This is a genomic window from Polyangium sp. 15x6 (assembly GCF_029960785.1).
Classification (GTDB): Bacteria; Myxococcota_A; Polyangia; order Polyangiales; family Polyangiaceae; genus Polyangium.
In genome coordinates this window covers 25,046-50,701 of sequence record NZ_JASBQE010000022.1, presented here as the reverse complement: position 1 = coordinate 50,701, position 25,656 = coordinate 25,046, and the positions used below count along the sequence as shown (strand labels likewise).

The window sequence follows — 25,656 nt, the reverse complement described above, 5'->3', positions numbered from 1 at the left end:
CGTGGCGCGCCTTGGCCCACGACAAGCCCGAAGCGAGCGCGCACGGCGCGCACGGAAAAGACGGCCATCTCCAGCGCGGACCCCTCATCGCCATCGGCGGTGCGGAGGACAAGGTCGGCGCGCGGAACGTCCTGCGTGAAGTCGTCCGTCACGCGGGCGGCCCCAAACAAGCCCGGATCGCCGTCTTCCCCACGGCCTCCAGCATCCCCACCGAGCTCGCGGGGACCTACGAGGCGATCTTCCGCGAGCTCGGCGCCGACGTGCACGTCGTCCGCATCGAGACCCGCGCCGACGGCGAGGCTCCGCGCACCCTCGCCCTCATCCAGGAGATGACCGGCATCTTCTTCACGGGCGGCGATCAGGGCCGCATCGTGACGATGCTCGGCGGCACCGAGCTCGCGCGCACCATCCGCCGCGCGCATCGGGGCGGCTGCGTCGTCGCCGGCACCTCCGCGGGCGCGAGCGTCCTCTGCGACCACATGATCGCGCAGGGCAAGAAGGGGTACGCCCCGCGCCGCGAGCTCGTCATGCTCGCGCCGGGCCTCGGGCTCACGCGCAAGCTCGTCATCGACCAGCACTTCGCGCAGCGCCACCGCATCGGCCGGCTCTTCTCCGCCGTCGCGATGAACCCCTTCTTGATCGGCGTCGGCATCGACGAGGACACGGCGATCGTCCTGCGCGCCGACAAGAAGATGGACGTCATCGGCCGCGGCACGGTCACCGTCATCGACGGCTCGAAGATCCAGCACACCGACATCCACGAGGTCCCGCGCAACTCGTCCGCGGCGCTGCTCGGTTTGTCCGTCCACGTCCTCACGCAGGGCTGCGGCTACGACATCGACGGCCGCCAGCCCTCGTGGCCATCCCGCAGCAAAGAGGCACCGTGAAACTGCTCGAAACGCGCGTCTACCGCGGCCCCAACCTCTACGGCTACCGCCCCGTCATTCGCCTGACCCTCGACCTCGAGGAGCTCGAGCAGTACCCGAGCAACAAGATCCCCGGCTTCGTGGATCGCCTGCTCGCCGACGTGCCCACGCTGCACGAGCACGGCTGCTCCTACGGCGAGCCCGGCGGCTTCATCCGCAGGCTCCACGACGGCACGTGGTTCGGACACATCACCGAGCACATCGCGCTCGAGCTCCAGTGCCTCGCGGGCACGCCCGTCACGTACGGCAAGACGCGCACGGCCTACCGCGAGGGCGTCTACCACGTCGTCTACAGCTTCGAAGAGGAGTCGGTCGGCCGGAAGGCGGGCGAGCTCGCGCTGCGGTACCTGCAGGGCCTCCTGCCCGCTCACTTCCCCGATCACCTCACGCCGCTCGCCGACCTGAACGCCGAGATCGAGGACCTCGCGCGGCTCGCGGAGCGCATGGCGCTCGGCCCCTCGACGCGCAGCCTCGTCGACGAAGCGAAGCGCCGCGGCATCCCGACGATGCGCCTCAACAAGCACAGCCTCGTGCAGTTCGGCTGGGGCACGCACCAGAAGCGCATCCAGGCCACGGTCACGAGCGAGACGCGCCACATCGCCGTCGAGATCGCGCAGGACAAGGAGCTCACGAACTCGCTGCTCGAGCGCGCCGGCCTGCCCGTACCGCACCAGGACCGCGTCTACTCCGCGGACGAGGCCGTCGAGGCGGCCGAGCGCATCGGCTACCCCGTCGTCGTCAAGCCCATGGATCTCTCGCACGGACGCGGCGTCGCGCTGAACCTCACGACGCCCGAGGCCGTTCGCGACGCGTACACCAAGGCCTACGACCTCTCGAGCTACGTCCTCGTCGAGACCTACCAGCCCGGCAAGGATCATCGCGTGCTCGTGGTGAACGGCGAGGTCGTCGCCGTCTCCGAGCGCGTGCCCGGCCATGTCGTCGGCGACGGCAAGAGCACCATCAAGGAGCTCGTCGACGTCGTGAACAGCGACCCGCGCCGCGGCGTCGGCCATGAAAAAGTCCTCACGCGGATCGAGATCGACGATCAGGCGAGCCGTCTCATGAGCCTGGCCGGCGTCACGCTGGAGACCGTGCTCCCCGCGGGCCAGGTCTTCGCGCTCCGCTCGACGGGCAACCTCTCCACGGGCGGCACCGCGATCGATCGCACCGACGTGATCCACCCGGACAACATCGACGTCAGCGTGCGCGCCGCGAAGGTCGTCGGCCTCGACGTCGCGGGCATCGATCTCATCTGCCCCGACATCTCGAAGAGCGTGCGCGAGCACGGCGGCGTCATCGTCGAGGTCAACGCCGCGCCCGGCTTCCGCATGCACGTCTCACCGACCGTGGGCACGCCGCGCAACGTCGCCGCGCCCGTGCTCGACATGCTCTTCCCGAACGGCGCGCCGGCGCGCATCCCGCTCGCCGCGATCACCGGCACGAACGGCAAGACCACGACGAGCCGCATGGTCGCGCACATCCTCAAGATGAGCGGCAAGCGCACGGGCCTCACCACGACGGACGGCATCTACATCGACGGCGAGCGCATCCTGAAGGGCGACATGACGGGCCCGTGGAGCGCGCGCGTCGTGCTCACGGATCCCACCGTCGAGGCCGCGGTGCTCGAGACCGCGCGCGGCGGCATTCTGCGCGAGGGGCTCGGCTGGGATCGGTGCGACGTCGGCGCGGTGCTCAACGTCTCGGCGGATCACCTCGGCCTCGCGGGCATCGAGACCGTCGAGGATCTCGCGTTCGTGAAGCGGCTCGTGGTCGAGGTCGTGCGCGACGGCGGCACGAGCGTGCTCAACGCCGACGACGAGCTCGTGCGCGAGATGGCGGACAAGGCGGGCGGCCGCATCATGTGGTTCACGCGCTCGCCTTCGAACGAGACCGTGCGCAAGCACGTGCGCGCGGGCGGCCGCGCGGTCGTGCTCGAGCAAGGCGTCAACGGCGACATGATCACGATCTACGACGGCGACAGGCACGTGCCTGTCACGTGGACGCACCTCGTCCCGGCGACGTTCGAGGGCAAGGCGAAGTTCAACGTCGAGAACGCGCTCGCGGCGGCGGCGATCGCCTTCTCGATGGGCGTCTCGCTCGAGCACATCCGCCAGGGCCTGCGCACGTTCACGACCTCGTTCTTCCAGGCGCCCGGCCGCTGCAACGTCTTCGACGAGCACCCGTTCCGCGTGATCGTCGACTACGGCCACAACGCGGCGGCGATGGCGAAGATGGCCGAGCTCGTCCTCGGCCTGCGCCGCGAGCGCTCGATCGGCGTGCTCATGGCCGCGGGGGATCGGCGCGACGACGACATCCGCGCGGTCGGCCGCGAGGCGGCGCGCGCGTTCGACGTGGTCATCGCGAAGGAGGACGCGGCGCGCAGGGGCCGAAAGCCCGGCGAGATCGCGTCGCTGCTCGCGGAGGGCGCGCGGGAGGCGGGCAAGAGCGAGGAGCACATCCTGAGGAAGCTCGACGAGAAGGAGGCCGTGGAGACGGCGCTCTCGATGGCGCGGCCGGGCGATCTCGTGGTGGTGTTCGCGGACGACGTCACGGCCTGCTGGAAGCAGGTCATTTACTGGGGGAAGGAGCGCACCTCGCACCTGCCTTCCCTGCCGGACGAGGCCTGAACGTGAAATACGCCATTCTGACGCACGGGGGCGCGGCCTCGCCGCACGTCCATTCGGACGGCTGCGTGAAGGCCGCGGAGTCGGCGCGCTCGGTGCTGGAGCGCGGCGGCGACGCGCTCGAAGCGGCGCTCGCGGCGACGGTCATCCTGGAGGACGATCCGCGCTTCAATGCGGGGACGGGCTCGAACCTGCGTTTCGATGGGAACACCATCGAAATGGACGCGTCCGTGATGACGAGCGACGCGAGGTTTGGCGCGGTCGCCTGCATTCAACGCGTGAAGAACCCGATTCTGGTGGCGGCGAAGGTGATGGAGACGCCGCATTTGCTGATCGTGGGGGACGGCGCCACGCAGTTCGCCCGGGCGCATCGGTTCCCCGATTACGATCCGCTCACGGAGAAGGCGCAAGCCAAGCATGCGCGGGCGATGGCGGAGCTGCGGGGCCAGGGCGACGGCGATTATGCGGCGGACGCGGCGCCGTGGCTCTCGATCGACTGGAAGTCGCTGTGGAACTTCGGCGCGGAGGCGCCCTTCCAGGACACGGTGGGCGCGGTCGTGCGGGACAGCCAAGGGAGGTTCGCGGCGACCGCGTCGACAGGCGGGACGGTGTACATGCTGAAAGGCCGCGTGGGCGATTCGCCGCTCATGGGCTGCGGCGTGTACGCGGGCCCGGCAGGCGCGGTGGCCGCGACGGGCGTGGGCGAGGAGATCGTGCGGCGGTTCCTGTCGAAGACGGTCTACGATTGGCTGGAGGAAGGCATCCCTGCCGCGCGCGCGGCCCAGCGAGGCATTGCGAAGTTCCCGGAGATCGTGGACGTCGGCTTGCTCGTGGCCTCGCGCGACGGGCAGGCAATTGCTTCCAATCGAAACATGGCGAGCGCCCTGCTCGTGGGATAAGCGATGCGCAATCAGCCTCCGTTCTCCTGTCCGCAATGCGGTGACACGGGCCTGGGCGGGGACAAATGCCTCCGCTGCAAGCTCGAGCTCGTGGACAAGGCCGGCGTCCCGGCCCTCTCCCCGCCCGCGGTGTTCCTGGGGCACCCGACATTCGCGGGATTCACGGAACCGTGGGCGCGGTGGGTCGCGACCATCGCGTTCGTGCTGACGTTCATCACGTCGTTCCAATACGGGGCCGCCACCATCGAATTGGTCGTGCTCCTGCTCGGCGTGGAGGTCGTGATCTGGGGCGGGATTTACGCGGCGTATCGATTCTTCATCGCCGCGCGCATCAAGAGCCTTCGCGCGCGCCTCCGCGCCCTGCAAGCGCGCATTGCTTCTGCGCCCGCGGTGGCCCCGATCGGGTCGGCGAGCGGGGTTTGCCGGGTGCGGGGTCGGGTCCGGGTCCTCGAGCCGGTGAAGGGCCCGCTCGGCCAGCCGGTGGCGGCGTTCCTGGAGCGCCGCAAGCGGCAGACGGTCGGGCTCGTCTCGGCGAAGCGCGGGACGCAGGTCGAAGCGGTGACAGCCGTGACCGTGGAGGAAATGAGCGCAGCGGGCGTGTTCCTGGTGGAGGACGAGTCCGGCGCAGCGCTCGTGGACGACGATGCGTTCGTGGTCGCCCAGCTCGGCGGCGCGAGCAAGGACTGGAACGAACCGTTATCCATCGTGGTGAACGACGGCGACGAGATCGAGGTCTTCGGGCCAGCAGAGTGGAGGTCGGGGGCGGGGTTGCCGGGGCACGCGAGCCAGGGCGGGTATCGCGACGGGGGGAACGTGCTCGCGTTCGACGGGAAGCCGACGGAGCGCGTGGTGATCCTGGCGAAGCGTGCGGCGGTGTTCGTGAATGCTTGAGTTCGGCGATCGATCGTATTTCCCCTTGCCCTCCCCGCCCCTTCTTCCGTAACCTCCCACCCCATGCGAAAACTCAGCCGCGCCGCCTCCGGCGCCCGCCATGTCCGCTGGAGCAGCGAGATCCTCCGGACGATGTGCGCCCATCTGGACATCAACGATCGCCTCTCCGAGACCCAGAAAAAGGCCCTCGCGGCGGAGGTCGAAACGCTGAAGCCGCGGGTCGAGGGGCTCGAAAGCGCCGTCGCTCCTTATCGCGCGTTCGTCGAGCGCGCGCACCTCGACATTCGCGCGCGCCAGCGCGTCGCGAACTTCCTCTGCGACGAGGCCCAGCGCGCGGCCGACGGCGCCATGCGCCCCCATCGCAAAGACATCGACACCATCCTCCCCGGCGGATTCGGCGCCATTCTCGCGAAAACCTCCCTCTCGCGTGTCCTCCGCGCCGGTCACGCGAAGACCGTCGAGCACGCCGAGCGCGCGGCCAGCGCGCTTCGCTCGCTCCCCGCGAAGATCCCGGGCACGGGGCCGCTCGCCGATACCCTCGATCAGGCCGCGAACCTGCTGCGCACCTTCAACAAGGCCGCCGACGCGCTCGAGGAACAACGAACGCCCCTCCGCGCCGCCGTGAACAAGGGCATCTTCGACCTGCGCGAGGCGCTCGATCAAATCGATGGCCGCCTCCGCACGCACTTCTCGCAGGACTTCATCGACAGCCTGTATCCGGAGCTCAACAAGTCAGGCTCGGCCGTCGCCGACGAGGACGACGAGGACGACGACGCCTCCGCGCCCCCCGAGGGCTGACCCGTCACGAGCCCCGCCCATCCAAGCGGACGGACGCCCCGCTCCCACCCCGCGCCCCACCCGTCCAAACAGAACGCGTGATCTGCGCCACCACAAGATCCACCCGTCCAAACGGAACGCGTGATCTGCGCCACCACAAGATCCACCCGTCCGAACGGACGGGCGCCCCTCGCCGCCTCGCAGATCAGCCCGTCACGCCGGACGAGCGCTCCGTCGACCGGCGCGCATGCCACGGTCAGCTTTACCGGTCGATACCCTGCTCCCTGCCGCACCCCCTCCCCGAGGCGCGCGCGTTCCTCGAAGCCGACCGCGCGCGCCGGGCGACGTAGCGCCGGGGCGCCGCCCCGGACCCCGCGGGGGCTGTCCGCCCCTCGACCCGGACCAGCGCAAGCGCTGGACCTTTTGTGGAAGAACTGCGCGATGCGCAGTTCTTCCAGCGGACGGTGGCAAGACCAGCCGCCGAATGGCAGCGCAGCTGTCCCGGTTGGCAGGATCGCTACGGGTCTCGACTCGGCCTGTTCGATGAACTGCGCATCGCGCAGTTCATCGCCACGAGTCCAGCGCTTGCGCTGGTCCGGGTGCAGGGGCGGATAGCCCCTGCTCGGGTCCGGGGTGAAACCCCGGCGCTACGCTTTGGAGCAACACCCCCGCCGCGGGCCCTACGACCTCCTCCAGCGCCCGCGCCGTCGCCTCCGCGAGCGCTGCCCCTGCGAGCCGCCCGTGCGCCGCGAGCCGCGGATCCGCTGCGCCGCCTGCATCCAGCATGGCGCCCTGCGCCAGGCCTACGAAGACTTCCTCCACGGCTGACCGCACCTGCTCGCCGCCCACGCGGATTGCCCAGGCCACCGTGCGCCATGCGAGCTCCGCGTGCCGTGCCTCGTCTGCTGCGATGCCGGCGAGCACCTCGGCGACTGCGGGATCCTCGGCCCTCGCGCATTGCTCTGCCGCGATCACGGCTGCGATCGTCTCGTTGATGCACCCTTCTTTTGCCGTGCGCGCTGCAATCGACGCGAGATCCGCCACCACCTCCGCAGCGCCTCCGAAGGGGAACGCCCCTGGCGCCACGGGCTCGCCTGCGTAAGCGCTCGCCAATGCAAAGCAGAGACGCGCGTGCCGCACTTCATCGAGCGCTGCCCTGTGCGCTTCCTCCACGAGCTCGGCCGGCGCGCCCACGGCGAGCAGCTCCATCGCGAAGCGCCCGAACGACGCCACCGACGCGTGCTCGAAGAGCGCGTCGCGCGTCCATTCCGCCGCGAGCACCGCCCGGAGGTCGGGCGCGATTTCCGCGACGGCAGGACGGCTCGAAGTCCCGGCGCCCCACCCGGCGTCTCCGCGGCCGCGGATCGCGGGCGCCGTGCGGGCCACTTCGTCGACCAGGTACGGCCGCCCCTCGCAATAGGGAATGAACTCGGTGGCATAGCAGCACTGGCCGTCCTTCAGCGTCCCGTCGCTCTTGACCGTGTGAGACGCAAAGAACTGATCATTGAGCCGAGTCGTCGCATCGTCCCGCGAGGGGCATACGAGCGGATCGACGCTCCCGCCGCCGCCGCCGCCTGCGCCTGCGTCCTCCGGCGGCCAGGTGAGGCATCGCTCGGCGGTGATGGGCTCGTCATTGTCGGGGCAGCTCGTGCTGAAGAGGCATCCGGAGACGACGGCGCCCGCGGCCGGGAGCGCGAGCAAGGCGAAAAGACGATGGGCAAGGGAGCGGCGGAAAACGTGCGCAGGATTCATCGAGGCCTCCGTGGGGGGTTTCCCGGTGGTGGCCCGGCCCAATGCACGGCGCGTGCCTTCGGCATGGGAGCCCGTATTCGAGGCGCCGCCGTCCGCCGCCCCCTGACAATCACGTCACGGGCGGGCCAAAAGCAACCCCTCCGCCGTCTTCCGTGCCAAACCCACCGTCTTCTCCCACGACGCCTCGATCTCGTGCTGCCCGATCCTCCCATGGGCGCGCCACGCGGCCGGCTCCGCCTCTGGCACATCCTCCCGCGCCGGCCCCTCCGGCGACGCCGCCACGGCCTCGCCCAGCGCCTCCCGCACCGGCTTCCCACCCTCGGACAGGCACCATTCCACGACCCGCCATCCGAGCTCCGCGTGCCGCGCCTCGTCCTCCGCGATCGCCCCGAGCGCCGCGCCGATGCCCGGATCCTTCGCTCCCCTCGCCTGCCTCCGCGCCCGCTCCGCCGCCGCCCCCTCGCCGAGGCAGCCGTCTTCCCAGGACTCCACGCACAGACGCGAAAGCTCCCGCCTTCGATCGAGCCCCGACCGCCGCGGCGCCGGCAAGAGCTCCGGCGCCAGCGTCATCGACGCGAGATCCCCTGCAATCGAAGAACAAAGCTCCGTGTGCCGCACCTCGTCCGCCGCCGCGACGAGCGCCCGGTCCACGAGCTCCCGCGGCGCGCCCACCTCCGCGAGATCCCGCGCCAATGCAAGAAACGCCGGAATCGAGGCGCATTCCGCGCGCGCGTCGTCCTGGAAGGACCGCGCGAGCGCGGCCCGCGTGGTCTCGTCGATCCTCGCCCGGCGCCCGCTCCCGCGGCGCGGTTTTCCGGTGACGCCCGGCAAAACGTATCGGCCGTTCGCGCGCAAAGGCCGCCCGAGGACGCACATGCCCGGTTCCCCGTACATGGGCGGGAAATGGGCGCCCAAGGCGACCGTGAACTCCGGCTTCCTCTCGTCACCGGCCCAGGGAATCGTGCCGCGGAAGGCCAGGTCGAAGATCTCGGCGCCGATGCCTCCGAGGCCCACGTGAACCCCGTGGCCGCCCGGGTGCTGGTCCGAGAGCGCCGTGCGATACGTCCAGCCGACCTCGGCGTTCGCGCCGATCGGAGGCCGCCCCCGGAGGTCCAGTCCGCCATGAACGCCCGCGGCGAACCGGCCCGCGGCCGAGAAGTTGAGCCAGGACGCCTGCGCGAATGCGCCGACGGCGCCGCGGGGGCTGGAGAAGCAGGTGGTATCTCCGACGAAGAGAAGCGAATACCGGGCGTCGAGGCCGAGGCCGAAGTTGATCTTGTCGCCGAAGCTCAGCGAGAGCATGAGCCCGGGCGAGAACCAGTGGATGTCGTCGTCCGCGCGCGCCTCGCCGGGGGCCATGAGAATGGCGGCCGCGCCGAGCGCGCAAAGCGTGGGACCGAGACGAGAAGACAAGGATACCATTGAAGACCTCCGAGGGCTCATCGGCCGGGGTGCGGTGGTGGCACGGCCGAATGCACGACGCGTGCCTTCCCCATGGGAGCCCGTATTCGAGGCGCAGCCGTCCGCCGCCCCCTGACAATCACGTCACGGGCGAGCCCAAAGCAACCCCTCCGCCGTCTTCCGTGCCAAACCCACCGTCTTCTCCCACGACGCCTCGATTTCGTGCTGCCCGATCCTTCCATGGGCGCGCCACGCGGCCGGCTCCGCCTCTGGCACATCCTCCCGCGCCGGCCCCTCCGGCGACGCCGCCACGGCCTCGCCCAGCGCCTCCCGCACCGGCTTCCCGCCCTCGGACAGGCACCATTCCACGACCCGCCATCCGAGCTCCGCGTGCCGCGCCTCGTCCTCCGCAATCACACCGAGCGCCGCGCCGATGCCCGCTTCCTTCGCTCCCCTCGCCTGCCTCCGCGCACGCTCCGCCGCCGCCCCCTCGCCGAGGCAGCCGTCTTCCCAGGACTCCACGCACAGACGCGAAAGCTCCCGCCTTCGATCGAGCCCCGACCGCCGCGGCGCCGGCAAGAGCTCCGGCGCCAGCGTCATCGACGCGAGATCCCCTGCAATCGAAGAACAAAGCTCCGTGTGCCGCACCTCGTCCGCCGCCGCGACGAGCGCCCGGTCCACGAGCTCCCGCGGCGCGCCCACCGCCGCGAGATCCCGCGCCAGGGCGAGAAACGCTGGAATCGAGGCGCATTCCGCGCGCGCGTCGTCCTGGAAGGACCGCGCGAGCGCGGCCCGCGTGGTCTCGTCGATCCTCGCCCGGCGCCCGCTCCCGCGGCGCGGTTTTCCGGTGACGCCCGGCAAAACGTATCGACCGTTCACGCGCAAAGGCCGCCCCATGATGCACCTGCCCGGATTCCCGTACATGGGCGGGAAATGGGCGCCCATGGCGATCGTGAACTCCGGCTTCCTATCGTCCCCCGCCCAGGGAATCGTGCCGCGAAAGGCCAGGTCGACGATCTGGGCGCCGATGCCTCCGAGGCCCACGTGAACCCCGTGGCCGCCCGGGTGCTGGTCCGAGAGCGCCGTGCGATACGTCCAGCCGACCTCGGCGTTCGCGCCGAACGGAAGTCGCCGGAGGTCCACTCCGCCATGAATGCCCGCGGCGAACCGGCCCGCGGCCGAGAAGTTGAGCCAGGACGCCTGCGCGAATGCGCCGACGGCGCCGCGGGGGCTGGAGAAGCAGGTGGTATCTCCGACGAAGAGAAGCGAATACCGGGCGTCGAGGCCGAGGCCGAAGTTGATCTTGTCGCCGAAGCTCAGCGAGAGCATGAGCCCGGGCGAGAACCAGTGCATGTCGTCGGCGGCGCGCGCCTCGCCGGGGGCCATGAGGACGGCGGCCGCGCCGAGCGCGCAAAGCGTGGGACCGAGACGAGAAGACAAGGACACCATGAAGACCTCCAAGGGGGCCCATGGTAACGGAGGCTGCCTACCTTTCCCAGTTGAGGGCGTGCGGCCCCTTGACGCCGCCCGGAATGCGCGATTCCATCGAGGGTCTCGATGCCGGGGTGGAATGCCCCTGCGTTCGGGAAAACCCTTGCCTTGGATTGGAATCGACATGCATCGACGAACATCGTTCGCGGGAAAGATCCGTCCCTCGTTTCGTCCCCTCGCCCTCGTGCTCGCCCTTGCCGCGCCTGCGGGGTGCGGCGGCGGGTATTCGGCCGGGGGCGATTTTCTCGGGGCCACGCCCGGCGGCGCCCAGGACATCGGGCTCGCGCGCAGCATCATCGAATCGGGCGGCGTCCCCACGCTCGACGATTTCACCCCGGAGGGCCTCTATTCCGAGCACGACCTCGCCCTCGCGGCCCCCGTGCCCTGCGCAAAACCCCTTTGCATCGATACGGCGGCGGGGCTCGACGTAGGCCTCGACGACGACGCGCGCGACATCTTCGTGCAGCTCGGCATGCAATCGAACATCCGCGAGGACGAATTCGTCCGCAAGCCCTTGAACCTCGGCGTCGTGATCGACACGAGCGGCTCGATGGAGGGCAACCTCCCGCACGTGCGGGAGGCGCTGCACGCGCTCGTCGACCACCTCCGGCCCGACGATCGCGTGGCCATCGTGGAGTTCGCTTCGAGCGCGAGCACGATCCAGGAATCGACGCCCGTCTCCGACAAGGAATCGCTGCACGCCGCGATCGACGAGATCGAGACCGGCGGCTCGACCTCGATGGAGGAGGGCATGATGCTCGGATATGCCGTGATCGACGAGCACGTGCGGAGTGACACGCTCTCGCGGCTGATGGTGTTCACCGACGCGATGCCGAACGTCGGCGCGACCGACGCCGCGAGCTTCCAGTCGATGGTCGAGGCGGCCTCGGCCCTCGACATCGGCTTCACGTTCTTCGGCTTCGGCTCGAACTTCGACGCCTCGTTCGTCGACCAGATCGCGCACCTGCGGGGCGGAAACCATCGATTCGTGGGCGCCGAGGACGTGAAGCCGATTTTCGAGGAGGAGCTCGATTTCCTGGTGACGCCCATCGCGTACAACCTACGGGTCTCGACGGCGGCGGCCGAGGGGACGGAGGTCTCCGACGTCTACGGCGTGCCGCAGATCGGCGAGCACGGCAGCGGCAAGCTCTTCGACGTGAGCACGGTGTTCCTGAGCAAACGCAAAGGAGGGATCGTGCTCCGGCTCGATGGGTCGAACCTCGAGCCGCTCGTCTCCGGCGAGGCGATCGAGGCGGGCTCGGTGACGATCGAATACGAGACGCCCGAGGGCGTCCTCGAAAAGGACACGCTCTCGATGCGCTTGCCCTTCCAGACGCTGCCGGGGCCGACGGACGCGCTCTTGCCGACCCCGCACATCGCGCGGACGCTCGCCGTGACGAACGAATACCTCGTGATGAAGCGGCTCTGCGGCGATTACCACACGGGGAGCCTCGACGCCGAGGACGCGGCCGCGCGGCTCGAAGGAGCGATCGCGCGGCTCACGAGCGCCGATGCGGCCCTGTCCGACGAGAACCTGAAGCGGGAGATCACGCTGCTCCAGAAGCTCGGGCAAAACCTCGGCCTCGCCGTGGAGACACCATGAAGGCGCGCGTGTTTCGGGGGCTCTTCGGCGCGCTCGTGCTCGCGTGCTCGACATTGGCGGGCTGCTCCGACGAGGGGCAAAGGTCCTGCCCGAGCGATTTCACCTGCGCGGATCTCGTGACGAACACGTGCGGCGAGAGCGGCGCTTGCGCGAGCTCGCAGAGCTGCGTGGCCGCGAAGAAGCTGGAGCAGAGCGGCGATCAGGCCTCCTGCGAGGCGGCCTGGTGCTCGCTCGGCGAGTCGTACAAGGAATGCGAGTGACTCACGCCTTCCGCGGGCGGAACGTCGGGACGAGACAGACCGCCGAGAACACCGCCAGGGCGACGAAGACGTAAAACAGTTTGTCCCACCCGTAGCGCTCGCTCACGCCCCGCGTGACGTACTCCTGAAGAATCGCCCCGATCGAGCCGACCCCATTCACCACGCCGAGCGCGGTGGCGGCCGCGTACTTTCCGCCCGCGTCCTGCGCCGCGGCGCCGCTGATGAGCGAATCCGGCCCGAAGAGGAGCGCGCCGACGAGCGCCATCACGACGAAATTCGTGACGGTGCCCGTGGCGCCGAGCTGCGCATACAGGAAAATCGCGCCGGCGAGCAGCACGAGCCACGCGGCGGCGAAGCGGGAGCGCGGGATATGGCGATATCGATCGGAGATCGCCCCCATGGTGATCGTGCCGAGCACGCCGCCGACCTCGAACGAGATCGACATGTATCCGGCGCCCGTCTTCGTATAATGCAGCGCGGTCGTCAGGTAAAACGGCAGCCAGAACAGGATGCTGTAGCGGATGAGCTTCATCCCGAAGTACGAGGCGCCATAAAACCAGACCGTGGGGTTCCGGAGCACGCGGCTCCGCTCCGCCCGCTGGGTCGCCGCCACCTCCGCTTCCGCGCCCGTAGCCACGCCCGCGACCGGGACCGCCACCGCGCCCGGGCCGGGCTTCAAAAACAGGAGCACGAGCACGCCGACGAGCGCGACGACGACCGCCGGGCCCCAGAAGCTCGCGCGCCAGCCATAGAGGCTCAGCATCAACGTGGCGAACCACGTCGCGATGATGCCGCCGGCCTGATAACACGTCGCCCACACGCCCATCACGCGGCCGCGATTCTGGGGCGTGGTCCACTCGGCCATCGCCTTCGCGTTGCCAGGCCAGCCCGACGATTGCGCGAAGCCGTTCACCAGGAACGCGACGAGGAACGCGATCCCCACGCTCGACGCCCCGAACACGAGGCACGCGGCCGCCGAGACGAGCATGCCGACGCCCACGAGCCGGCGCGCGCCCACGCGATCGCCGAGCATGCCGTTCACGTACTGCCCGACCATGTACGCCGCGAGGTACGCCGTCTCGACGTTGCGGAGCACGTCCTTGCCGAGGCTCTCCATGATGGGCGCCTTCGCGACGCTGATCCCTTTGCGCCCCAAGTAATACGTCGCGTACGACACCCACGTGAGCACCCACGCGGTCCATCGTCCGCGACGCGCCCTTGCGTCCTCGACGAGGGCAGAAGGCTCACCTCGCTCGAGCGGAAGGGTCGTGGAGGACGCACCAGGGCCTTGGCTCATCGTTCGCCGAGGGTACGCGTTGTGACGCCCCGGCCGCTACGGGAACACGACCGGACGAACACCGAGCGCTTCTCACCGTGCTACACAAAACTCCATGATCACCCCCGACGCGATCGTGATCGGCGCAGGTCCGAACGGGCTCGTGGCCGCCAACTACCTCGCCCAGGCCGGGTGGTCCGTGCTCGTGCTGGAGGCCCAGCGCCGGCCCGGCGGCGCGGCCTGGACCGAGGAGAGCACCCTGCCCGGCTTCCTGCACGACGTGGGCGCCGCCTTCTTCCCCTTCGGCCCCACGAGCCCCGCCCTGATGCCCCTCGACCTGCCCGAAGCCGGTCTCGTGTGGCGTCACGCGCCCCTCGACAGCGCCCACCCCGCCAAGGACGGCACGTGCGCGGCGATCGGGCGCGACCTCGAGGCGAGCAAGCGGAGCCTCGGCGAGGACGGTGCCGCCTGGGAGGAGCTCGCGCGCTGGCACGGGAAGACACGAGAGAAGCTGCTCGACGCGTTGCTCTCGACGCTGCCGGCCGTGGGGCCGATGCTCCGCTTCGGGCCGGCGAACCTGCTGCGGCTCGCAGCCGTGGCCGCGTCGAGCGGTCGCGGCTACGCGGAGAGGACGTTCCGGACCGAACCGGCGCGCCGGATCATTCCGGCGCTCGCGCTGCACACGGACGTCGGCCCGGACGATCCCTTCGGCGCGATCGTGGGCTTCATGCTGGCCATGCTCGCGTCGAGCGGGGGATTCGCGATTCCCGAGGGCGGAGCGATCTCGATCACGCGGGCCTTGATCAAGCGGCTCGAAGAGCTCGGCGGCGTGGTGCGGACAGGCACGCGCGTGAAACGTATCGTGGTGCGCGAGGGGCGCGCCTCGGCCGTCGTGACGGAGCAAGGCGAGGAGATCGAGGCCGATCGCGCGATCATCGCAGACACGTCGGCGCCCGCGCTCTACCTGCGATTGCTCGATCCGGGTCTCGTGCCGACGCCGATCGCGGAGTCGATGCGGCACTTCAAGCACGGCTTCGGGACGTTCAAGATGGACTGGGCGCTCTCGGGCCCGGTGCCGTGGTCATGCGAGGACGCAGCGCGCTCGGCCGTCGTGCACACAGGCGACAGCCTCGACGATCTCGCGCGCTTCACGGCGGAGGTGCGCCGCGGCGAGCTGCCACAGGATCCATACCTCGTCATCGGTCAGCAAACGCTCGCAGATCCAACGCGCGCGCCCGCCGGCAAGCACACGCTCTGGGCTTACTCGCGCGTCCCTCCCACGGTGCCCGGCGGCTGGGAGGCCGCAAAGCAATCGTTCGCCGATCGAATCGAGGCGCGCATCGAGGAGCTCGCGCCAGGCTTCAAGAAGCGGATCCTCGCGCGCGTGATCGTCACGCCGCGGGATCTCGAAGCGATGGACGAGAACCTCATCGGCGGCGATCTCGGCGGCGGCTCGGCGCAGATCCAGCACCAGCTCTTCTTCCGCCCCGTGTTCCCATACTTCCGCTATCGCACGCCGATCCGCGCGCTGTACCTCGGCTCCTCGTACACGCACCCAGGCGCCGGCGTGCACGGCGCCTGCGGCAAGAATGCAGCAGAGGCGGCGCTGCGCGACGAAGGGTAAAACCTTCATTTCTGGGGCCGCTGCGCCGGGGCTCTGCCCCGGACCCCGCGGGGGCTGTTCGCCCCTCGACCCGAACCAGCGCAAGCGCTGGACCCGGGGTGGAAGAACTGCGCGATGCGCAGTTCTTCCAACGAGCCGGTGGGACGGCGTTGCCGATCGAAAGGTCAGCGCAGCTGTCTTGATTGGCAGGGTCGTGGCTGGTCTTGCCTCGGCCTGTGCGATGAACTGCGCATCGCGCAGTTCATCGTCCCGGGTCCAGCGCTTGCGCTGGTCCGGGTCCAGGGGCGGATAGCCCCGGTGGGGCCTGGGGCAACGCCCCAGCGCAGCGGCTCCCAGATGAGACGCATGCTCGGCCCTGCTGGCGCTTCCAGTACTCGACGAGCGAAGGCAGCACGGTCGACGACATTTGCGCGAGGTGCGCGATGTGGTCGTCCTCCTTGAACCCGCGATAGCCGGCGATACGCAGATCGCCGCGCCGTGCTTCGCTGCGTTGCTCGAGCCAGCGCTCGGTCGACATGACGGCGCGCGCCAGGGGAAAACTCGGGCGATCGGGCCAGTTGATCGTACGGGATCGTTCGATCCCGATCACGCGGAGGATCGCGTCCGAGGTCTCGGTCGTGGTTGCGTAGCGGAACTCGCCGATCTCCGAGTGCGTCATCACGAAGAGCTTCTCGCCGGCTGCGGCTTTCTCGGCGAAACGCACGAACGGCGCGATGCGCTCCATGTCGACCTCGCGACTGCCCTTGTCGACGAAGTTCGAGTGGAGCGCATCGCAGAGCAGCACCGCCGACACCCGCGAAAACGCCTCGTCCCGCGCGAGGATGCGCCCGATCGCCCCGTATCCGGCGCTCCACGCTGCGAGCGCGAGCCGGCCGAGCCGTGCCCCGCGGAGCCCGCGCGCGGCCGCCGTCTCGATGACGCGCGCCACGTCGAAATCGAGCATCCCGGGCGCCGCGTACCGCGTGTCGTATGCGCCCGAGCCCACGCCGACGTTCACCACGAGTACGAGCGCGGACAGCCCCGCCGCGGCCACGCTCTCCGCGACGAGCTCGGCGTTGCCGTTGAAATGAATCAGCAGATCGAACGTGCCGTCGGCCGACGCGAACGATGACGGGACGAAAAGCGCGCCCGCCGAGACGAGCGTGTAGCCCTCGCGCGAGACATTGCGATCGGCCCGCTCTTGCGGCTCCCGAGGAGCCTCCGGCGTGGCTTTCGGCGGCACCGGAGGCCGGACCGACGGGAGCGCGGGGAGATGCGCTGCGGCCGTGATCGCGGGCGCGTTGAAATCGCGGAGGGCCACGAACGACATCGCCCCGATGGAGAGCACGCCAAACACGGCGAGCGAAAGCCGGCCGACGATCGTCTCAGCTCGCTTGCTCAGCCGTCGGTGCTTCACGCAGGGATCGAATGTACTCCGCCGGCGACTTCACGCAGACCAGGATCGCCGTGATGTTGTCATGCCCGCCCTTCTCGTTGGCGCGGGCGATCAGCTTGTCGATGGCCTGCTGCGGATGCTTGGTTTCGACCAGGATTTGCCGCAGTTCCTCGTCGGGCACCATCTTCGAAAGACCATCCGAGCACAGCAGGTAGGCATCGTCGGGGCGCGGGCGCCCGATGATGAGATCGATCTCCACGGATGGCTGCGTGCCCACCGCGCGGTTCAGGCGATGTGCAAAAGCGGGGCCGGTGAAGCCGAGCGCGGCCATCGTGTGATCCGTGGTGATCTGCTCGAGCTTACCTTCACGCAGCCGATAGCAGCGGCTGTCACCCACGTGCCCAAGGTAGAGGCGCTGCTTGTTCAGTGAGAAGCGCGCGGCCACCACCGTCGTGCCCATGCCCTTCAGCATCGGGTCCCCGGCGGCCTTCTCGAAGACGGCCTTGTTCGCCATCTGGATGCTGCGCGCGAGCTCCTGGCCCCGGCGCGGCACGTTCTCGTAGGCCGGACCCTCGAATTTCTGCGTCTTGAACGCCTTCTCGATCACCTCGACCGTGAGCGCGCTGGCGATCTCGCCGCCGGCGTACCCGCCCATGCCGTCGGCCACCACGAACAGGCCGTGCTCGTCGACGACGACGTAGCTGTCCTCGTTGTTCTTGCGCTTCTGCCCCTTGTCCGTCTGCCCCGCGGCGCTCACGAGGATGAACGGCGAGGCGCGCGTCGGCTCGTCCGCGGCCGCGTCGTCGTCCACGACGATGGCCTTCGCCGGCGCGTCCGGGTGCTCCTCGACCTCGCGCTCGTCGTCGTTGAGGTCCGAGAGGCGCGGCATTTTCGGGCTCAACGTGATGACCGTCAGCTCGCTGTCGTCCTCGTCCTCGTTCGGCTCGGCGATCTTCGGCAGGAGTTTGTCCGAGGACGTTCGTTCCGGCGCGGGCCTGCTCGTTCGTTCCGGCGCGGGCTTGCTCGAGCGCTCCGGCGCGGGCTTGCTCACGCGCTCGGGCGCGGGCTTGCTTGCGCGTGCGCTCGCGAGGACGTCGGGCGCGTCGTCCGCCTTGCCCCCTTCCCCTTTGCGTTCTCCTTTGCCGCCCGAAGGCAGGGCTTTCGGCCTCGCGAGCTGGAAACCGGCGGCTCCGACGAGGACGACACCGAGGGCGAGTGCGATCGCGGTCCAAAGCTGCATGGGCGGAGATCCCCGGGCGGCGCGCGACGTACCGGACGCCCCCCTCGGTTTTTCTACTACGAACCGCCCGCGGCTTGGGTGGAAAAACCGGCCCCGCGATCGCGGCGCTAGTCGCGCATCGCCTCGGCGAGGTGCCGCGCCAGCCGCTTGCCGATCACGTTCGGGATCTGCCGCGACAGGGCGAGCGCGCGTTCGAGGTGACGCGCCGCCTCGCGCCGCCTCCCCCGCCGCAATGCGGACAGGCCTCGCGTCTCGACCACCTCGATGCGCTCCTGCCCGATCGAGTACCGCTCCGAGCGAGCCTCGAGCGCTTCCCACGCCTCGTCGCCCGCGTCCTCGGTCGCGAGCTCGATCATCGAGCAAAGCACGTCGTCCGAGGGCACCGTCAGCGGCGCGGACGTACCGCCGCGGGCCCGTGAGGCGAGCGCGCGCGCGTTCTCGATGTCGCCGCGGTAGAGCAGCATCCGCGCCTGGAGCAGGATGCTCGCCGGGCGCGGCTCGCCGCCCACGGGCCGCTCGTCGATGGCGCGCGCCTGGGCCACGTGCGGCTCGGCCGCTTCGAGCTCGGCCATCAGGTACAGGCATTCGCCCAGGTTGAAGTGGCCGGTCCACTCGATGTAGTCCTGCCCGAGCTCGCGGCCGAGCGAGATGACCCGCTCGAGGTCCGAGATCATCCGCTGCCGATCCCCCTGGAACCCGCGCAAAACGCCGCGCGTGTTGATCGACGCCGCGAGGTGCAGCGCGTCGCCGTGGGCGTCGCACAAGGTCACGGCCCGATCGAGCGCGCGCTCGGCCTCCGCGTGCCGGCCGATGCCCTGCTCCAGGTAGCCCAGCATGAGCAGCGCGATCACCTGCGTCTCGTAGCCCGCCTCGCCGAGCGCCGCCGCCTCGGTCGCCGCGCGCGTGAGCGCGTCGAGCGCCTCTTCCTTGAGCGAAAAGCGATAATGCGAACGCCCGATCCCGAGCAGGAGCCGCGCCGAGAGCAGCGGCGTCGCCCGACCCGCAACCCGCGCCTGCGCCTCGTGCACCTTGTCGCGCGAGGCCACGTGTTCGCCCATCCAGTCGAGCGCCGTCGCCTCGTCGAGCAGGATCTCGACGATCTCCATCTCGTCGCCCGCCGCGCTCGCCGCCGCGCGCGCCTCGGCGAAGTCCGCGAGCGCGTCGTGGTAGCGGCCCACGCGGTAGCGCATGAGCCCGCGGCCGCGGTACGCGTTGCCGCGCCGCATCCCCGTGCTCGCCTGCTGCTCCAGGGCCAGCGTGTAGAAGCGTTCCGCGTCGACGTACGCGTGCCTCGCCCGCGCCGCCTCGGCGAGCGCCATGTAGGCCGCCTCCGCCACGTCGAAGAGCCCCGCGCAGGCCGCGTGGTAGGCGAGCTGCGGCAGCCGTTGCTCCTCGGGCGGCCCCTCGGGCGGCCCGGGGGCGTCGCGGTAGTACTCGGCACACGTGAGGTGAATCTTGCGGCGCAGCGCCTCGGGCACGCCGCGGGCGATCGCCTCGCGGACGAGCGCGTGCCGGAAGCCGACGCGGCCGTGGCGCTGCCGGCGCAAGACGCCCGTGTTGAGCAACCGCTCGATGCCGATCCGCGCGTCGAGCGGGAACTCGCTCGACTCGCCGCTCTGATCGAGGCGGCGCAAGATCCCGCGCAGGATGCCGGAAATCTCCTCCGGCGTGACCTCGGCCCCGACGGTCGCCACGAGCCTCGCGTGCGCCCGTTCCGCCGGCGACAACGCGTCGATCTCGCGGTGCGCGAGCCACTCGATGAGCGGCAGATCGGGCACCCGATCGAGCTCGTCCGTCGCCACGTAAAACCCGCGGCCGCCCTCGTGCCGGCGCACGATTCCGGCGCCCTTGAGCCCACGCACGAGCTCGACGAGCAGGAGCGGAATGCCCTGCGTCCGCTCCACGAGCCTGCGAACCGCGAGCTCCGGCACGTTCTCGGCGGGCGCGAGCAGCGCGCGCACCAGCGAGGCCGCGCTCTGCGGATCGAGCGGGCCGAGATCGAAGACGTCCCGGTGCGCGGCACGCTCGGCCCAGGACGGGTGGTTCTCGCGGAACACGGGCCGGCCGAGGGCGCACACGAAGATCGGCGCCCGCGCCTCCGCGAGCGTCGCGTGCTCCAGGATGCCGAGCGTCGCTTCGTCCGCGAACTGCGCGTCGTCGAGCACCACGCAGAGCGGCGTCCGTTCCGCGCGCCTGCGCAGCGCCTCGCCCCCGGCCACGCGCAGGGTCGCGCCGAGCGCGAAGGGCGCGGCCTCGAGGGCGCGCAGGCCCGGGAAGTCCGTGGTCTCGTCGCCGCGCGGCGGCCCCACCCACCCGAGCGCGAGCGCGAGCGCCGCCTCCGCCTCGGGGCTGCTCGCCGGCCCGAGGCGCTCGCGCAGCGCGGCCTTGCGCCCCTCCACGGGCATCGACGCGGGCAGACCGAGCGCCGCGGAGAGCAGATCGCGCACGCTGTCACCGCCGCCGACGATCGGCTCCGGCGCGCGAAGATCCACCGCCGCCCCGAGCGGCACGAGCGTGCGCAGGCGCTCGACCAGGAGCCTGCGCAGATGGCTCTTGCCGTGCCCCGGATCCCCGACGATCACCGCGACCGACGGCACGCCTTCGCGGACCGACCGCAGCGCCGAGAGCGTGAGCGTCTCCAGCAGATCGTCCCGACCGACGAGCGGCGGCCCCACGTGACCGAGCCGCGTCGTCGGATCCTCCGCGCCGGAGAGCTCGCTCTCCTCGACGGTCTTCGCCCCGAACAGCGAGAGCAGCTCCGAGAGATCGGCCTCGGTCAGCACCGCGCGCGCCGCCGGTGAGAGCAGGATGGGCGCGGTCGACGCCGGCAGCGGCGCTTGCCCGATCCGCGCGAGGTGCGGCGAGAGCAGCCGCTTCGACCCGTCGGGCCGCGTCGTCACGGACACGTTCGCCAGATCGATCCACACCCGCTCGCAGATTCCGCGCGCGACGAGATCCTGCGCTGCGCGGATCGCCAGGCGCACCGGGTTCTCGTCCGCCTCGTGCCCGAACGCCACCACGTACCGGCCGCTCGAGGCGCGCATCACGTGCCCGCCGATCGGCTCGATGCGTCCCTGCAGCGCGATCGGATCGAGCTGCGACGTGAAGTGCAGCAAGGCCACCGTGCGCCGCTCGGAGGCCGACGCATCGGACGACCTCGCTCGAGCGTCGGCCGACGCGCCCCGATCCGGGGGCTGGGTTTTTCCAATCCCGTTCGTCGCGGGGTCCCCGGCGACATCAGGGGTCTCCTGCACCCCGGCCTCCGTCCCGAGGGAGATCGCCGCGAGCGCCTCGTCGAGCGCCGCTGCATTCGCGTATCGCGCGGCTGGATCCTTCTCCAGGCACCGGAGCACGATGTCTTCCAGCGCCGCCGGGATCGACGCCCCGGCCGCACGTTCGAGCCGCGCGGGCCTGCGGGAGAGATGTCCCTCTCGCACCGCTGCCGGCGGCCCCCAGAACGGCGGATGCCCGGCGAGCATCTCGTACAGGATCACGCCCACCGCGTACACGTCGGCGCGCGCGTCGAGCTCCGCGCGCCCCTCGCATTGCTCGGGCGCCATGTACTCGATCGTGCCGACCATCGCGCCCTCCTCGGGCGGGGTCACGCGCGCCGGCATCACGCCTTCGCGCCGCGCGAGCCCCAGATCGAGCACGATCGCGCGCCCCGGCGGCTCCGTCACGAGGACGTTCTCCGGCTTGATGTCGCGGTGAACCAGCCCCTCGTCGTGCACCGCGTGCAGCGATCCGAGCAAGGCGCGGGTGAACGCGCAGGCCTCGGCCGGGGGCAGAGGCCCGCCGCGGGCGACGAGGATCTCGGCGAGCGTCCTCGCCTCGATGAGCTCCATCACGATGTAGGGCGAACCCGCGGCGAGCACGCCCGCGTCGAGCACTTCGGGCACGTACGGCGGGCCCACGAGGCGCAGCGCCACGAGCTCGTGCGCGAGCCGTTGCGCGGCGCCGGCCCGATCGTCTCGGGCCAGCTTGATCGCCACGCGGCGCCCGGCGCTCGGCAGCGGCGCCTTCGACACGGCCGCGTACACCATGCCAAACCCGCCCCGGCCGAGCATGCGTTCGGTGCGGTAGCCGCGGAACTCGGGCAGCGGCGCCTCGGGCTCGGACGCGAGCTCGGGCGCCGTGTCCCCTTCGAGTGGACGACCGTGCTCCGGGCACCCGGAGGCGCCCACCCGCCTCCCGCACGAAGCACAACGCGATACTTTCCGTCCCTGACGGGTGGTTGCGTCGTGCTCCGGCGGCGGCGGTGGTGCGATCATCTCTACGGCAGGAAAACGGTGATCACATACTCCGTTTTCCCTCCAGAAGGAACCCCAGATTGGGGTGCGGTGCAGCCTGCATGGTACAGGCCTTCTCCGAGCGCTTCGCATTGGCTCGCGCAAGGTCCCATGATCTCCATGATACCGCAGTCCTCGTCGCCCTCGCCTGCGAGGCCTGCCGCGCAATCACGCAGCTTGCTCCGCGCCTGCTCCGCGTTCGCCGGGTTGTAACAGGTGCGCAGATAGGGCTCGGGCTGGAAGACGTTTCCCCAGAACGCCCCCTCCTCGTACGGGAACCCCTTGATCTCGACGTCATGCAGCTCCGCAAGCGCATCGGCGGAGCCATGCATCGAGATCTCCACGGCCCTGCCGTAACGATTCGTGCGCGCGCCGAGGCACGCCGACACCCACGGCTGGCCCACCTCGTCGAGCGGCGCTTGCTCCCACGACGGGGCGAGCCCTGCGATGCCCCGATACGCTTCGTCGTGGACATCGCCGTGCAGGTCGGTCCAGGAGAACGAGAGCTCCTGGTCCGGCCCGAGGGCGCAGCCCACGGCATAGCGCAGGAACATCCGCGCGAGCCGCCCCTTCTCCGAAGAGGCCTCGATAGCCGCGCGGGCCTCGGGCACCATCGCGTCCACCGAAAGAGGCGCCTTGGCGAAGTCCCTCCCCGCCGTCAGCGCCTCGGGAACGAGCGCGTTCAGAATGTTGATGCCGAAGGCCGCCTCGCCCACGACCTCGGTGCTGTCCTCCTCGCTGAGCCCCGGCGCCCCCATGCAACCGATGACCGGCACGACCGCTACGAGCACGAACGGAAAAAACGCGACCATTGATTTCCGAGACATGTACCCCCCCCGTCTCAGAGATTCCCCTCACGATAGCGCGAAACACGGAGCCGGCACAGGACACGACGAACTTGGAGTACGGGCGTCCCGCGAACGGGAGACCCTCGACGAAGCCATCGGGAATTGCCCTGATGGCGTTCTAGGGTCGAAGGATCGGGAGCGGCCCCATCAGGCCCGTGCGTACCCTGATTCGATCGCGCGTCGCGGCGATCATTGGGCTTCTGGACAAGCACGGATACCGCGGAAATCGGTTGCCGACGCGGCGCATTTCGGGTCATACCCGTGGCGTAGGATCGCGATCGCACCGGGGGGAGGGCATGATGGGTCGATCTGGGCTTCTTGGCGGAGGCGGGATGGGCGGCGGCGAGGATCACGACGTCCCTCTTGCCGTCGGGACGTCCGTAGGTGGGTACGTCATTGACCGGCTCGTCGCGCGCGGCGGGTGTGGCTCGGTGTACCGCGCGCATCCCGCGGGCCGCGCGGAGCCCGTGGCGATCAAGGTCCTGCATCCGACGCTCGCGCCGCTGCCGAAGATGATCGAGCGGTTTGTCCGGGAGGTCGAGCTCCTCCGGCGCATCCGCCACCCGAACATCGTCGAGATCAAGGAAGTCGGCGCGCTCTCCTGCGGAACGCCGTTCTTCGTGATGGAATATCTCCCCGGCGTCACGCTCGACGTGCTCCTCTCGATGCGTGGTCGCCTCGGCCCGGAGGAGGCGCTCGAGATCCTCGAGCCCGTGTGTGCGGCGCTCGGCGCGGCGCACGCGGCGGGCATCGTCCATCGCGACGTCAAGGCGAGCAACGTGATGGCGACGGGCGGGCTCGGCGGCGTGAAGCTCCTCGATTTCGGCATCGCGAAGCTCGTCGATCCGGGCACGTCGAGCGCGGGCCTGACCTCGGTGAACCGGCAGATCGGCACGCTCACGATCATGGCGCCCGAGCAGCTCCTCTGCGCGCCGGTCGACGCGCGCACCGACGTCTACGCGCTCGGCGCGCTCCTCTATCGCCTGCTCACGGGCCGTTTGCCGTTCGAGTCCTCGTTCCCCGGCGAGCTCGTGCGCAAGCACCTGGAAGAGCCTGCGCCGCGCCCGAGCGAGCGTGTCCCCGTCTCGCGCGAGATCGACGCGGTGGTCTTGAAGTGCCTGGAAAAACGGCCCGAGCGTCGTTACGAGTCGGTGCACGCGCTCGTGCGGGCGCTGCGCCACGCGACCTCGGCGGGCACGCTGCGCTCGTCCTCGCACCAGCTCCCGCGCTTCGCGGTGGGCATCTTCATCGAGATCCGGCTGCGTGCCGACGCCGAGGACGCGCCGGATCTCTTCGCGGCCGAGATCGAGCGGATCCTCGCGAGCGCCGAGGAGCGGATGCGGAGCGCGGGCTACACGTTGTGTACGAGCACGAGCGCGGAGGTGCTCGGCCTCCGGCTGCTGCCGCGGGATCCTGCGACCTGGCAGGACGAGCGGCAGGTGGCGCTCAATTTCGCGCTCGAGCTGCACGCGGCGCTCGCGTCGCGTTCTGGATCCGATCCACGCGTGCACGTGAACGTCTCGGCGCACGCGGGCGAGGTCGTGGTGCGCGAGCGAATCGACGCCGATCCGGAGATCGTCGGCGGCCCGCTCGCGCGTACGGGCGACTGGGCGTCCTCCGAAGAAACACCGAATCTCTGCGCGACGTGGGAGCTGCTCGACGGCCTCGGCGGCTTCGAGGCGGCGCCCGGCCCGGATCCGCTCGTCCTCGTGAGCCGCAGCGCGGCCTGAAAAAGCAATCCGAGGGGCGCCCTGCCCCTCGTTGATTCGATTCCCCCGCACATTTCATTCCCGCCCATCCGCGGTCATTGCGCCAGCCTGGCACAATGGCCGCGCCTGCCATTCCATTCGCACACAACAATTTTCAAGACAAACCATTAAACAGCACACACTCCTACACATTAAGTTTTACAAGAAACACGTTTTACAAGCCAATAATATTATTTGCGACCATTAAACAAATACACAACTACGCGTCGCGTCAAAATTCACGAGGGTTCATGACGCAAAACCAGACAAAAACGGCCCAAAAACGCCCGGAAGACCGGAGAAAGCACCGGAGGCCCCCGAGAGCCCCGTGCAGGCCCCTCACCGATAAGGAAAAAACGGCCCCAAAGTACTGGTAGCAAGATGTTTGGGTGGCAACAACTCACAAATTCCACTGTCGACGTAAGTACGGAACAGAGTCATGTGGTACAAACTTCAGTTTGTCTTAGCAAACCCGCCCCCAAAGGACTGGCAGCAACATGTTAAAACTAAAACAAACACAGTGAATTGTTGCATAATAAACAACTAAAAGTGAATGTGACGCAGTTATCAGTTCATCGAGACAAACCCACCCACGCACCCCCCGCCGTCGTTGCCGGACGCGAGGGCCGGGG

General features: G+C 69.8%; 17 protein-coding genes. 9 read left to right on the top strand and 8 right to left on the bottom strand.

Going from position 1 to position 25,656, the window contains the following annotated elements; genetic code table 11:
* Positions 1 to 11 precede the first annotated feature (11 nt).
* The 5 genes from QHF83_RS18245 to QHF83_RS18225 all read left to right on the top strand — a co-directional run bounded on the left by QHF83_RS18245 (position 12) and on the right by QHF83_RS18225 (position 6,138).
* Positions 12 to 887 carry a cyanophycinase gene (locus tag QHF83_RS18245; protein WP_282419136.1) on the top strand — a complete coding sequence of 292 codons (876 nt, stop codon included), beginning with the start codon at positions 12 to 14 and terminating at the stop codon, positions 885 to 887.
* A complete protein-coding gene (cphA, locus tag QHF83_RS18240; RefSeq protein WP_282419135.1) occupies positions 884 to 3,553 on the top strand; it encodes a cyanophycin synthetase in 2,670 nt (889 codons plus the stop codon). The genes QHF83_RS18245 and cphA overlap by 4 nt, the downstream gene beginning before the upstream one ends.
* A gap of 2 nt (positions 3,554 to 3,555) precedes the next feature.
* On the top strand, positions 3,556 to 4,449 hold the full coding sequence (locus QHF83_RS18235; protein WP_282419134.1) for an isoaspartyl peptidase/L-asparaginase: 894 nt from the start codon (positions 3,556 to 3,558) through the stop codon (positions 4,447 to 4,449).
* A 3-nt stretch (positions 4,450 to 4,452) separates the two neighbouring features.
* Positions 4,453 to 5,340 carry a hypothetical protein gene (locus tag QHF83_RS18230; protein WP_282419133.1) on the top strand — a complete coding sequence of 296 codons (888 nt, stop codon included), beginning with the start codon at positions 4,453 to 4,455 and terminating at the stop codon, positions 5,338 to 5,340.
* Positions 5,341 to 5,403: 63 nt separating this feature from the next.
* A complete protein-coding gene (locus tag QHF83_RS18225) occupies positions 5,404 to 6,138 on the top strand; it encodes a hypothetical protein (protein WP_282419132.1) in 735 nt (244 codons plus the stop codon).
* A 543-nt stretch (positions 6,139 to 6,681) separates the two neighbouring features.
* Here the strand turns inward: QHF83_RS18225 and QHF83_RS18220 are convergent.
* From QHF83_RS18220 to QHF83_RS18210, 3 genes are all read right to left on the bottom strand, one after another.
* Positions 6,682 to 7,869 (bottom strand): ferritin-like domain-containing protein, encoded by a 1,188-nt coding sequence (locus tag QHF83_RS18220; RefSeq protein ID WP_282419131.1) that lies wholly within the window; start codon positions 7,867 to 7,869, stop codon positions 6,682 to 6,684.
* A 114-nt stretch (positions 7,870 to 7,983) separates the two neighbouring features.
* Complete coding sequence (locus tag QHF83_RS18215) at positions 7,984 to 9,282, bottom strand: hypothetical protein (protein WP_282419130.1); 1,299 nt, start codon at positions 9,280 to 9,282, stop codon at positions 7,984 to 7,986.
* 132 nt (positions 9,283 to 9,414) lie between these two features.
* Positions 9,415 to 10,719, bottom strand: a complete 1,305-nt coding sequence (locus tag QHF83_RS18210) for a hypothetical protein (RefSeq protein ID WP_282419129.1) — start codon at positions 10,717 to 10,719, stop codon at positions 9,415 to 9,417.
* Positions 10,720 to 10,885: 166 nt separating this feature from the next.
* On the opposite strand from QHF83_RS18210, the gene QHF83_RS18205 reads away from it, so the two are divergent.
* A complete protein-coding gene (locus QHF83_RS18205) occupies positions 10,886 to 12,364 on the top strand; it encodes a VWA domain-containing protein (RefSeq protein WP_282419128.1) in 1,479 nt (492 codons plus the stop codon).
* Complete coding sequence (locus QHF83_RS18200; protein ID WP_282419127.1) at positions 12,361 to 12,624, top strand: hypothetical protein; 264 nt, start codon at positions 12,361 to 12,363, stop codon at positions 12,622 to 12,624. Before QHF83_RS18205 ends, QHF83_RS18200 begins: the two co-directional genes overlap by 4 nt.
* A gap of 1 nt (position 12,625) precedes the next feature.
* Here QHF83_RS18200 and QHF83_RS18195 read toward each other — a convergent pair whose 3' ends face one another.
* Positions 12,626 to 13,921 (bottom strand): MFS transporter, encoded by a 1,296-nt coding sequence (locus tag QHF83_RS18195; RefSeq protein ID WP_282419126.1) that lies wholly within the window; start codon positions 13,919 to 13,921, stop codon positions 12,626 to 12,628.
* Positions 13,922 to 14,015: 94 nt separating this feature from the next.
* Here QHF83_RS18195 and QHF83_RS18190 point away from each other — a divergent pair, with 94 nt between their 5' ends.
* Entirely contained in the window at positions 14,016 to 15,524 is a 1,509-nt protein-coding gene (locus QHF83_RS18190; RefSeq protein ID WP_282419125.1) for an NAD(P)/FAD-dependent oxidoreductase, read from the top strand.
* Positions 15,525 to 15,765: 241 nt separating this feature from the next.
* Here QHF83_RS18190 and QHF83_RS18185 read toward each other — a convergent pair whose 3' ends face one another.
* The 4 genes from QHF83_RS18185 to QHF83_RS18170 form a co-directional block, all read right to left on the bottom strand.
* Positions 15,766 to 16,920 carry a hypothetical protein gene (locus QHF83_RS18185; RefSeq protein WP_282419124.1) on the bottom strand — a complete coding sequence of 385 codons (1,155 nt, stop codon included), beginning with the start codon at positions 16,918 to 16,920 and terminating at the stop codon, positions 15,766 to 15,768.
* Positions 16,889 to 18,139, bottom strand: coding sequence for a protein phosphatase 2C domain-containing protein (locus tag QHF83_RS18180; RefSeq protein ID WP_282419123.1), 1,251 nt, complete (start codon positions 18,137 to 18,139; stop codon positions 16,889 to 16,891). The genes QHF83_RS18185 and QHF83_RS18180 overlap by 32 nt, the downstream gene beginning before the upstream one ends.
* Before the next feature lie 107 nt (positions 18,140 to 18,246).
* The gene (locus QHF83_RS18175) at positions 18,247 to 22,323 is read right to left on the bottom strand and encodes a serine/threonine-protein kinase (protein WP_282419122.1); all 4,077 of its coding nucleotides are present in this window, start codon (positions 22,321 to 22,323) and stop codon (positions 18,247 to 18,249) included.
* A gap of 89 nt (positions 22,324 to 22,412) precedes the next feature.
* Positions 22,413 to 23,255: a hypothetical protein gene (locus QHF83_RS18170; RefSeq protein WP_282419121.1), complete on the bottom strand. Its 843-nt coding sequence runs from the start codon at positions 23,253 to 23,255 to the stop codon at positions 22,413 to 22,415.
* A gap of 317 nt (positions 23,256 to 23,572) precedes the next feature.
* Between QHF83_RS18170 and QHF83_RS18165 the strand changes: the two genes are divergently transcribed.
* Positions 23,573 to 25,006 carry a serine/threonine-protein kinase gene (locus QHF83_RS18165; protein WP_282419120.1) on the top strand — a complete coding sequence of 478 codons (1,434 nt, stop codon included), beginning with the start codon at positions 23,573 to 23,575 and terminating at the stop codon, positions 25,004 to 25,006.
* Positions 25,007 to 25,656: the final 650 nt, after the last annotated feature.

Coding starts and splice junctions, on each gene's coding strand:
- QHF83_RS18190 (WP_282419125.1), top strand. CDS start 14,016: ATGATCACCCCCGACGCGATCGTGATCGGCGCAGGTCCGAACGGGCTC.
- QHF83_RS18230 (WP_282419133.1), top strand. CDS start 4,453: ATGCGCAATCAGCCTCCGTTCTCCTGTCCGCAATGCGGTGACACGGGC.
- QHF83_RS18210 (WP_282419129.1), bottom strand. CDS start 10,719: ATGGTGTCCTTGTCTTCTCGTCTCGGTCCCACGCTTTGCGCGCTCGGC.
- QHF83_RS18225 (WP_282419132.1), top strand. CDS start 5,404: ATGCGAAAACTCAGCCGCGCCGCCTCCGGCGCCCGCCATGTCCGCTGG.
- QHF83_RS18165 (WP_282419120.1), top strand. CDS start 23,573: ATGATGGGTCGATCTGGGCTTCTTGGCGGAGGCGGGATGGGCGGCGGC.
- QHF83_RS18170 (WP_282419121.1), bottom strand. CDS start 23,255: ATGTCTCGGAAATCAATGGTCGCGTTTTTTCCGTTCGTGCTCGTAGCG.
- QHF83_RS18180 (WP_282419123.1), bottom strand. CDS start 18,139: ATGCAGCTTTGGACCGCGATCGCACTCGCCCTCGGTGTCGTCCTCGTC.
- QHF83_RS18220 (WP_282419131.1), bottom strand. CDS start 7,869: ATGAATCCTGCGCACGTTTTCCGCCGCTCCCTTGCCCATCGTCTTTTC.
- QHF83_RS18195 (WP_282419126.1), bottom strand. CDS start 13,921: ATGAGCCAAGGCCCTGGTGCGTCCTCCACGACCCTTCCGCTCGAGCGA.
- QHF83_RS18200 (WP_282419127.1), top strand. CDS start 12,361: ATGAAGGCGCGCGTGTTTCGGGGGCTCTTCGGCGCGCTCGTGCTCGCG.
- QHF83_RS18205 (WP_282419128.1), top strand. CDS start 10,886: ATGCATCGACGAACATCGTTCGCGGGAAAGATCCGTCCCTCGTTTCGT.